At 65.2% G+C, this 9,910-nt stretch carries 10 protein-coding genes; all 10 read right to left on the reverse strand.

Annotated features, from left to right (window positions below; genetic code table 11):
* Positions 1–73: 73 nt before the first annotated feature.
* A complete protein-coding gene (gene era / locus ACYP33_RS07945; protein ID WP_459620844.1) occupies positions 74–976 on the reverse strand; it encodes a GTPase Era in 903 nt (300 codons plus the stop codon).
* A 59-nt stretch (positions 977–1,035) separates the two neighbouring features.
* Entirely contained in the window at positions 1,036–2,187 is a 1,152-nt protein-coding gene (rnc, locus tag ACYP33_RS07950; protein ID WP_459620845.1) for a ribonuclease III, read from the reverse strand.
* 152 nt (positions 2,188–2,339) lie between these two features.
* Positions 2,340–3,233 carry a signal peptidase I gene (gene lepB, locus ACYP33_RS07955; protein WP_414444296.1) on the reverse strand — a complete coding sequence of 298 codons (894 nt, stop codon included), beginning with the start codon at positions 3,231–3,233 and terminating at the stop codon, positions 2,340–2,342.
* A 16-nt stretch (positions 3,234–3,249) separates the two neighbouring features.
* Positions 3,250–5,043: a translation elongation factor 4 gene (lepA, locus tag ACYP33_RS07960; protein WP_414450094.1), complete on the reverse strand. Its 1,794-nt coding sequence runs from the start codon at positions 5,041–5,043 to the stop codon at positions 3,250–3,252.
* A gap of 190 nt (positions 5,044–5,233) precedes the next feature.
* Positions 5,234–5,491, reverse strand: coding sequence for a glutaredoxin family protein (locus ACYP33_RS07965; RefSeq protein WP_414450095.1), 258 nt, complete (start codon positions 5,489–5,491; stop codon positions 5,234–5,236).
* A gap of 9 nt (positions 5,492–5,500) precedes the next feature.
* Positions 5,501–7,030, reverse strand: a complete 1,530-nt coding sequence (locus ACYP33_RS07970; protein ID WP_459620848.1) for a DegQ family serine endoprotease — start codon at positions 7,028–7,030, stop codon at positions 5,501–5,503.
* A gap of 17 nt (positions 7,031–7,047) precedes the next feature.
* Positions 7,048–8,103, reverse strand: coding sequence for a MucB/RseB C-terminal domain-containing protein (locus ACYP33_RS07975; protein WP_414450097.1), 1,056 nt, complete (start codon positions 8,101–8,103; stop codon positions 7,048–7,050).
* Between the two features lie 5 nt (positions 8,104–8,108).
* The gene (locus tag ACYP33_RS07980; protein WP_414444291.1) at positions 8,109–8,720 is read right to left on the reverse strand and encodes an RseA family anti-sigma factor; all 612 of its coding nucleotides are present in this window, start codon (positions 8,718–8,720) and stop codon (positions 8,109–8,111) included.
* A gap of 85 nt (positions 8,721–8,805) precedes the next feature.
* Positions 8,806–9,405, reverse strand: coding sequence for an RNA polymerase sigma factor RpoE (rpoE, locus tag ACYP33_RS07985; RefSeq protein WP_414444290.1), 600 nt, complete (start codon positions 9,403–9,405; stop codon positions 8,806–8,808).
* Between the two features lie 96 nt (positions 9,406–9,501).
* Positions 9,502–9,910, reverse strand: a 409-nt coding sequence (locus ACYP33_RS07990; RefSeq protein ID WP_459620851.1) for an RNA polymerase subunit sigma, incomplete at its 5' end; no start/stop codon positions are given.

Genomic DNA, 9,910 nt, shown 5'->3' on the forward strand with positions numbered 1-9,910 from the left:
CGTGGCGTCGGGCACGTCGGGCGCGGGATCGGCCAGCGACACGGGGACATCGTCGCCGACGCCGTCCGTCCCGTCATTCGTACCCATAGGCACGAAGCCCCGCTTCGTTGTCGGCCCAACCGCTCTTGACCTTGATGAAGGTCTCCAGATACACGGGGCCGTCGAACAGCTTTTCCATGTCGATACGCGCCTCGGTGCTGATCTGCTTGAGCTTGGCGCCCTTCTTGCCGATCACCATCGCCTTGTGCGAATCGCGCTCGACCAGGATCGTCGCGAACACGCGCGTGAGCCGGCCTTCTTCCTCGAACTTGTCGATGATCACGGTGCTCGTGTACGGCAGCTCGTCGCCCGTCCAGCGGAACACCTTCTCGCGCAGGATTTCGGCGGCGAGAAAACGCGAGCTGCGGTCGGTCAGGTCGTCTTCGCCGTAGATCGGATCGCCTTCCGGCAGGTAGGGCCTGGTGACCTGCATCAGCCGGGCAACATCGTCATCGCTCTTGGCCGACAACGGCACCACTTCGGCGAACTCGCGCAGATCGCCCATCTCCTTTAGGAACGGGAACAGCGAACTCTTGTCGGCGACCCGGTCGAGCTTGTTGAGCACCAGCAGCGTCGGCACGTTCTTCGGGATCAGGTCGAGCACCTTTTGATCGTCGGGGCCGAAACGGCCCGCCTCGATCACGAACAGGATCGCGTCGACCGAGGTGAGCGTGGACGTGACGGTGCGATTCAGCGTGCGGTTCAGCGCGGTGCTGTGGCGCGTCTGGAAGCCCGGCGTATCGACGAAGATGTATTGCGCGTCCGGCAGCGTGTGGATGCCGGTGATGCGATGGCGCGTGGTTTGCGCCTTGCGCGAGGTGATGCTGATCTTCTGGCCGACGAGCGCGTTCATCAGCGTCGATTTGCCGACGTTCGGCCGGCCGACGATGGCGACCATGCCGCAACGGAATCCGGCGGGAGTAACGGGAGCGTTCATATCAGGTTGCTGCAATGCGTGGCGAGCCGCACGACGCGGCCCGCGACTGGATCAGGAGTTCAGTGACCGGCATCGGCCACGCGCAGGGGCGCGGCGGCGAGGTCGGTATCGGCGTCGTCGGACGGCCCGGATGTGGTGTCGCGCAGGCGCAACGTGCGGTCGCCCGTACCGGCGCCACGAACGGCGGTATCGGGCTTGTCGCTGGCTGCCGGCACCAATTTCTCGGTGGCGGGCTTGTCGGCGGCGGGTTTATCCGTCGCTTGCGGCTTGTCGTTCGGCTTGTCGGCCGGTTTATCCACAGGCTTGTCGGCCGATTTCACAGTGTCGCCGTGCGAACCCGCGCGAATCACGGCCACCGGTATGCCGCGCTCGGCGGCGCCGTCGGCAGGCTTGCCCGCCGCGGACGCCGTACGTTCCTTGCGTTCGGCCGGCGCGGCCCGCAGGTCCAGCGCTTCCTGCACACCCTTTACGCCCGGCACGATGTCCGGCTCGCCCTTGGCGCGCGAACTCTTCGAGCGCTTCGGCTTGGCAGCGGCCATCGGGCGCGCCATCACCTCGTCGAGCGCCTTCTTCGCGGCAGCCTGCTCGGCCGCGCGGCGGCTCGCGCCGGAACCCGACACCTTGATCTCGAGCTTCGGCACCGTGCATTCGACTTCGAATTGCTGATTGTGCGCCGCACCATGCGTGGCGACCACGGTATAGGTCGGCAGCGCGATCTTGTGGCCTTGCAGGTATTCCTGGAGCAGGGTTTTGGCGTCCTTGCCGAGCGTGCGCGGATCGATGTGATCGAGAATCGGTATGTAAAGGCGCTTGATCACCCCTTGGGCGGCTTCGAAGCCGCCATCGAGGAACACGGCCCCGATGATGGCTTCGAACGCGTCCGCGAGAATCGACGGGCGGCGAAACCCGCCGCTGCGCAACTCCCCTTCCCCGAGCCGCAGGCCTTCCGAAATATTCAGGGCCTGAGCAATTTCGTACAGCGACTGCTGCTTGACGAGATTGGCTCGCACGCGCGACAGATCGCCCTCGTCCAGCTTGCTGAAGCGCTGAAACAACAGGGCCGCCACCGCGCAATTCAGAACGGAATCGCCGAGAAACTCGAGCCGTTCGTTATGCGTGGCGCTGTGGCTACGGTGGGTCAAAGCCTGACGCAGCAATTCCGCATTGCGAAATTCGTAGCGCAGCCGGCTTTCCAACTGGGACTGAGACATGAGCAGGAGTATAACGCGGCCGCGGGTGCCGTCGAGTGACGGATGCCGGGCGTGAAAAGGCGTGTCGAAGCGGTGTTACCGCGGGTTCTTGAAGTGATTTGCCAGCATTGCGCGTGGCCGTCGCGCAATGCTGGCCGGGATCGACCGGTGGCTCAGTGGAACGAGCCGATGCGCTTCAGGTCGCTGAAGTTCATCCAGATGAAGAACGCGCGGCCGACCACATCCTTGTCGGGCACGAAGCCCCAGTAGCGGCTGTCCGCGCTGTTGTCGCGGTTGTCGCCCATCATGAAGTAGTGGCCCGGCGGCACCTTGCAGGTCACGCCGTGCTCGTTGTACTGGCAGTTGCTCTTGTACGGGAAATCGTCGGCGCCCATCACGAACGGCGGCACGGCCGGGTTGTTCAGGATCGCGTTCTTGCGGCCGTCGATGGTTTCTTCGTACTGCTTCGCATAGTTCATGCGCTCTTCGTCGAAGAAATCGGGCAGCGGCGTTTCGGGCACGGCCTGGCCGTTGATGGTCAGCTTCTTGTCGTAGTACTGCACGGTGTCGCCCGGCAGGCCGATCACGCGCTTGATGTAGTCGACCGACTCATCCTTCGGATAGCGGAACACCACGACGTCGCCACGCGAAAGCGGGCTGCCCGAGGTGACCTTCTGGTTCGTGATCGGCAGGCGCAGGCCGTACTCGAACTTGTTGACGAGGATGAAATCGCCCACCAGCAAGGTCGGCACCATCGAGCCCGACGGAATCTTGAACGGCTCCACCACGAACGAGCGCACCACGAACACCGCCAGAATCACCGGGAAAAAGCTTGCCGTGTATTCGAGCCACCACGGCTGGCGCAGCTTCTCGTCGCGCAGCTTGGCGCGCGTCGCATCGGCGTTTTCGTCGGCGAAGCGCGCCTCGACGCGCGCTTGCTGATTGTCGAACTCGGCTGCCGCTTGGTCGGCCGCCTTGCGACGGCCCGGCAGGAACACCAGCTTGTCCAGCACCCACGCAATCCCCGTCAACACGACGAGCACAAATAGAATCAATGCGAAATTCATAAAAGGATCAGTCCTGTTATTTGTCTTCGACCCGCAAGATCGCGAGGAACGCTTCCTGCGGGATCTCGACCGAACCCACCTGCTTCATGCGCTTCTTACCGGCTTTCTGCTTTTCGAGCAGCTTCTTCTTTCGCGAGATGTCGCCGCCGTAGCACTTGGCCAGCACGTTCTTGCGCAGCGCCTTGATGTTTTCGCGCGCGACGATGTTCGCGCCGATCGCGGCCTGGATCGCCACGTCGTACATCTGGCGCGGGATGATCTCGCGCATCTTCGCCGCCACTTCGCGGCCGCGATATTGCGACTGCGAACGGTGCACGATGACCGACAGCGCATCGACCTTGTCGCCGTTGATCAGCATGTCGACCTTGACCACGTCCGACGAGCGGTATTCCTTGAACTCGTAATCCATCGACGCATAGCCGCGCGAAGTGGATTTCAGGCGATCGAAGAAATCGAGCACGATTTCGGCCATCGGGATTTCGTAGGTCAACTGCACCTGGCGGCCGTGGTACTGCATGTTGATCTGCGAGCCGCGCTTCAGTTCGCACAGCGTGATGACCGCCCCGACGTATTCCTGCGGCATGTACAGGTTCACGGTGACGATCGGCTCGCGCACTTCCGCGATGCGGCCCGGATCGGGCATCTTGGCCGGATTCTCGACCTTGATGATTTCGCCGTTGGCCTGCACGACCTCGTACACCACGGTGGGCGCCGTGGTGATCAGGTCCATGTCGAATTCGCGCTCGAGGCGCTCCTGCACGATTTCCATGTGCAGCAGGCCGAGGAAGCCGCAGCGGAAGCCGAAGCCGAGCGCCTGCGACACTTCCGGCTCGTATTGCAGCGAGGCGTCGTTCAGGCGCAGCTTTTCGAGCGATTCGCGCAGCGCGTCGTACTGGTTCGCCTCGACCGGGTAAAGGCCCGCGAACACCTGCGGCTTCACTTCCTTGAAGCCCGGCAGCGGCTCCGGCGCCGGCTTGGCGACGTGCGTGACGGTATCGCCCACCTTCGCGGCCGTCAGCTCCTTGATGCCGGCGATGATGAAACCCACCTGGCCGGCCGACAGCGATTCGAGATCGCGCGATTTCGGGGTAAACACGCCGACATGCTCGACCGGGTATTGCGCACCGGTGGCCATCAGCTTGATCTTTTCCTTCGGACGCAGCGTGCCGTTGACGATGCGCACCAGCATCACCACACCGACGTAGTTGTCGAACCACGAATCGATGATCAGCGCCTGCAGCGGCGCGTCGGGATCGCCCTTCGGCGGCGGCACCTTGGCGATCAGCGCTTCGAGCACATCTTCGACGCCGAGCCCCGTCTTGGCGCTGCAACGCGTGGCATCGGTCGCATCGATGCCGATCACGTCCTCGATTTCCTCGATGGCGCTTTCCGGGTTGGCCGCCGGCAGATCGATCTTGTTCAGGACCGGCACCACCTCGACGCCGAGCTCGATCGCCGTGTAGCAGTTCGCGACGGTTTGCGCCTCGACGCCCTGGCTTGCATCGACGACCAGCAACGCGCCCTCGCAGGCCGACAGCGAGCGGCTCACTTCATACGAGAAATCGACGTGCCCCGGGGTGTCGATCAGGTTCAGGTTGTAGACCTTGCCATCGCGTGCGCGATAGGACAATGCGGCCGTCTGTGCCTTGATCGTGATGCCGCGCTCGCGCTCGAGATCCATCGAGTCGAGCACCTGCGCTTCCATTTCGCGGTCGGAGAGGCCACCGCATACCTGGATGATGCGATCCGCGAGCGTCGACTTGCCGTGGTCGATGTGCGCGATGATCGAGAAATTGCGAATATGATCCATTCAGTGCCGATCAAGCGAAAAAGGCGCGCTCGACGACTGCGGAGCACGCCTTGTAAGTCGGTGAAAAAACAGCCTATTTTAGCCGAAAAGGCTTGGCAGAGGCGGCATTTTGGCCGCGCCCGGCCAGATAAGGCACGAAAACTGCAGGAATGTGTGCGGGGACGGCCGCTTGCCGGGCCGACCGGCGCCTTTACCGCGCCCCGCCGGCCACGCCGCGCCGCAACAGCGCCGCGCGCACCGCGACCGCATCGAACCGGTGGCGGCACACCTCGGCGCCGTCAAGCAGCAGCACCGGGACGTCCTCGTCATAGCGCGCCACCAGCGCGGAATCGGCGTCGATATCGACGTACGTCACCGCCACCTGAAACTCGGCCGCGACCGGGGCCAGCGCCGCGCGCAGATCATCGCACAGGTGGCACCAGCCGCGGCCGTAGAGGGTGAAGGCCACGCGCCGCGATTACTTCTGGCGCGGACGCAGCGGAACGAACTGCGTGTTGTCGCCGCGCCGCACCAGCACCGCCACCATCTTCGACGGGTCCAGCTTCGACGTCAGGTCGGCGAATTGCTTGGCGTTGGTGATATCGGTGTCGCCCACGCGAATCACGATGTCGTCGCGCTTGAGGCCGGCGCGCGCCGCCGGGCCGTCGGCCGCGTCGACGTGCACGCCGTTCGGCACCTTGGCCGCTTTCAGTTGATCGGCCGTCAGATCGCTGACCGTCAGGCCGAGCGCATTGCTCTGGCGCGGCTTGACCGGCTGGCTCGGCTTGCCGTCGGCGTTGCGCGCGCTCTTCTCGGCCGGCACTTCGGCAATCATGATCGGCAGATCGCGCGAGGTGCCCTTGCGCCAGATCGTGACCGTCGCGTGGGAGCCCGGCTTGGTGTCGCCGACCATGCGCGGCAGATCGGTGGCTTCCTCGACGTCACGCCCATTGAACTTGAGGATGATGTCGCCGGCCTGCACGCCGGCCTTGTCGGCCGGGCCGCCCGGCTCGACGCTGCTGACCAGCGCGCCCTGCGCACGCGGCAGGCCGAGCGAATCGGCGACATCCTTGGTGACCTCGCCGATCGCCACGGCGATGCGCCCGCGCGTGACCTTGCCCGAGGTCTTCAACTGCTCGGCCACGCGGATCGCCTCGTCGATCGGAATCGCGAACGAAATGCCCATGAAGCCGCCGGTCCGGCTATAAATTTGCGAGTTGATGCCGATCACCTCGCCCTGCATGTTGATCAGCGGGCCGCCCGAATTACCGGGGTTCACCGCGACGTCGGTCTGGATGAACGGCAGGTAATCGCCGGTGTTGCGGCCCTTCGCGCTGACGATGCCGGCCGTGACCGTGTTGTCCAGCCCGAACGGCGAACCGATCGCGACCACCCACTCGCCCACGCGCACCTTGTTGGAATCGCCGATCGACACGCTCGGCAGATTGGCGGCGTTGATCTTGACGATCGCGACGTCGGTGCGCTCGTCCACGCCGATCAGCCTGGCCTTGAATTCGCGCTTGTCGGTCAGCGTCACGTAGATCGTGTCGGCGTCATCGACCACGTGCGCGTTGGTCATCACATAGCCGTCGGGCGACAGGATGAAGCCGGAGCCCACGCCGCGGTTCTGTTCGGTGTCGGGCGCATCGGGCGCGCTCTTGGGCGCCCCCGGTGTTTGCGGCAGCGGGATGCCGAAGAAGCGGCGGAAGAACTCCGACATGTCGCCGTCGTCCGGGCCTGGCTGGAACGCGCCGCGCGGATCGACCGGCACGGTGGCCGTGGTGCGGATGTTGACCACGGCCGGACCGGCCTTCTCGACCAGATCGGCGAAATCGGGCAACGCGGCGCGGGCCGCGGGCGCGGAAGGCGGTGCAACCGGCACCGATGCGGCAGCCGGCGCCGACGCACCCGAGGTGGGCGAAGCGGTTTGCGCGGCCAGCGACGCAACGGGCAAGCACGCCGTCATCGCCGCCGCGGCCGTCCAGGTACGCAGCGTGGTCTTGATCATGTCGGGGAACCGGGAGCTTACTTCGAAGGCTTGTATTCTATGGCACCCGCGAACTGCTGCAAGGTTGCCTGCGGCACTTCGCCCAGCAAGGTGATCCAGAAATCGCCGCTGCGCTTGACCAGCACATGGGTGGCGCCGGTGCTGCCCGCCCCTTCCTTGCGAGTGGAACCCTTTTCCACCGGTTCGATGAAGGCCGACACGGTAGCGAGGCCGTCGGTGAACACGGCCTGATCGACGGCGATCGGCGCGGCCTTCGGATCGCGCGCGGCCATCGGCCGACGCACTTCGCGGATCTTGCGGAAACCGGCCACACTCGGCGCGATCTTCCAGCCCTGCGCCTCGATGTCGACCGGCGCCACCGGCGGGCGCACCACGGTACAGTTGTCGAGGTTGCGGATGCTGTTCGCGATGATGGTTTTTTCGGCCGGATTCGCGGCGCCGATCTGCAATTGCGAGAACGCTACCTGCTCGAGCACGTGGTCGTCGGCGTCGAGCGTCTGCGTACGCAGCAGCAGGCCGGTCTTGGCGTCGGTCCAGAGCTTGTAGGCGAAGCGGTTCGCGTCCTTCGGCACCAGTTCGACAACCTGCGCGTCGATACCGGCCACCCGATCCTGGCCGGCCGGCTTGACGTCGTAGGCCGACAGCACCTGTTCGCCGCTCGCGCCGAGCAGCGACGGGAACGCGTCACGGTTCTGGCGACGCTCGACCACGCACAGATGACGCTCAGGCACGAACGTGACGAGATCGTCGTTATGACGCAGCAGCTTGCGCGGCTTGCCGTCGAGGCTTTCGATCTTCTCGTATTCGCCGCCCTTGGCCGCGACGTGGGTGATGCGCGACGACTGCACGTAATTGCCGCGCTGGAACACGAAGGTGCCGTCGTAGTTCTGAGCTTGCGCGGCCTGCTGAATGCGGTCCAGCCAAGCGGCCGCGGCTTGCGGGCCGGCGGCCGGATCGAGTGCGGGTTGCGCGATCGCGTGGTTGTGAACGGAAATCAGTGCGGCGGCGCACAACACGAGCGCAGGCAGCCGCGTCCAGCCGGAAGTGGCGCGATTCAACAGCAATGTCCGCATCGAGTTTATTGGCCTTGCGTCGTGACGGCGGTGCGAATGAGCGGCATCGAGCCCGACACGACGGGCTGCTGCGCGAATTGCTGGTGCGCTTCGAGGTATTGGTCGAGGCTCGCGTCGCGGATGATGTTCAGATCCTGACGGGCCGGCGCGGACACACGCTGCAGATCCTGCGGCGCCACCGATGCCACCTGCACCTGCGAGACACCCGGCTGGCCCGCGCCCTGCATTTGCGGCACGACGATCCAGGTGAACATGGCGGCCGCGGCGGCCACCGCCAGCCCCGGTACGAGACGGCGGCGCAGCGCGCTGCGCGGCGCCGGTGCGGCGGCCTCGACCGTCAGCGCGGCCGGCGCGATCAGGTGCGGCTCGGCCGCGAACGCGGCGGAAAACCGGGCGCTGAAGGCGTGGCTGACCGCCGGCGCGATCGCGAGATCGTCGGAACGCAGTGCGTCGCCGATCGCGTGAAACTCGGACCAGGCGCGACGCTCCGTGTCGCCGAACGCGGCCAGGATCTGGCCGAGCGGCAGGCCATCGGGCGAATCGCCGTCGACCAGTGCGGATAGACGCTCGCGTTGCGAGCGGCCTTGCGAATGCGATTGCGTAGAGACCGACCCCATGATGCTCCCCATCTTCAATACCCCGTCGTGACACACGACTCTGTATAACTGGACCCCGTGCCGTTTCCGCACCCCGGGGCAGGCCTTACCAGCGCCTGCCTTCGGGCGTGTCGAGAAGCGGACGCAACTTGTTGGCGATCGCCTCACGGGCCCGGAAGATTCGCGAACGAACGGTGCCGATCGGGCAGTTCATCATTTCCGCGATTTCTTCGTAACTCAGGCCCTCGATTTCCCGCAATGTGATGGCCTGACGCAATTCCTCGGGCAGCAGGGCCATCGCAGCGTTCACCGTTTCGGCGATCTGCTTGCTCATCAACATCGACTCGGGCGTGTTGATATCCCTTAGTTGGTCTGCGTCCGAGAAAGTTTCCGCTTCTTCCGCATCCGCTTCAGTGGATGTCGGCGCGCGGCGCCCCTGGGTCGCAAGGTAGTTCTTGGCCGTATTGACGGCAATTCGGTACAACCATGTATAGAACGCGGATTCGCCGCGAAACTGCGGCAGCGCGCGGTATGCCTTGATGAACGCGTCCTGGGCCACGTCCTCGACCTCGGCGGGATCCCGCACGAGGCGCGAGATCAGCCGGAGGATCTTGCGGTGGTATTTGGAGACCAGGAGTTCGAACGCCGCCTTGTCGCCTTTCTGAACGCGTTCGACCAGAACCTGATCGATTTCTTTTTCACTCACCTGACAAATCCGTTAACTAGGGATGCAACGCGGAGCGCTATTGTACCAACGCCCACCGGCGCGCCGCGAAAGCGGCCGTGGCCCACGCACCCGCCGCTAATCGCGGCCGGCTCGCCTGCCGGCCACCGACAGCGCGCGAAACGCGCGCGGCTCGAGGGCATCGGCCGGCACCAGGAACGGCACCGGCCGCCCGTGCTCGCGTGCAATCTCGAGCACCAGCAGCCGGTCCGCCCAATGCGTGCAGCGAACCACGGCACCGTGCGCGAGGCGTCGCCCCGAACCATCGTACGCGGCCAACGCGCCGGTACCCGGTTCGAGCAGCAACGCGCACGGCACACGGCGCGCACTGGTTTCACGCGCCACCGAGGCGAGCAAGGCGGCACTCAGCAACCCGACGAACACCGCTTCCACGCTCCCGACGAACGACGCTGCGCTCGCACCGGCAGCCGCCGCGCAAAGCACGACGAAGGCTGCCAGCACGACGCGCAGCGTCGTCGATGCACGC

It is taken from the genome of Burkholderia sp. 3C, from assembly GCF_054589155.1.

Excerpts from the sequence above, each read along its gene's own strand:
- era (WP_459620844.1), bottom strand. The coding sequence starts at position 976 with ATGAACGCTCCCGTTACTCCCGCCGGATTCCGTTGCGGCATGGTCGCC.
- rnc (WP_459620845.1), bottom strand. The coding sequence starts at position 2,187 with ATGTCTCAGTCCCAGTTGGAAAGCCGGCTGCGCTACGAATTTCGCAAT.
- lepB (WP_414444296.1), bottom strand. The coding sequence starts at position 3,233 with ATGAATTTCGCATTGATTCTATTTGTGCTCGTCGTGTTGACGGGGATT.
- lepA (WP_414450094.1), bottom strand. The coding sequence starts at position 5,043 with ATGGATCATATTCGCAATTTCTCGATCATCGCGCACATCGACCACGGC.
- ACYP33_RS07970 (WP_459620848.1), bottom strand. The coding sequence starts at position 7,030 with ATGATCAAGACCACGCTGCGTACCTGGACGGCCGCGGCGGCGATGACG.
- ACYP33_RS07975 (WP_414450097.1), bottom strand. The coding sequence starts at position 8,103 with ATGCGGACATTGCTGTTGAATCGCGCCACTTCCGGCTGGACGCGGCTG.
- ACYP33_RS07980 (WP_414444291.1), bottom strand. The coding sequence starts at position 8,720 with ATGGGGTCGGTCTCTACGCAATCGCATTCGCAAGGCCGCTCGCAACGC.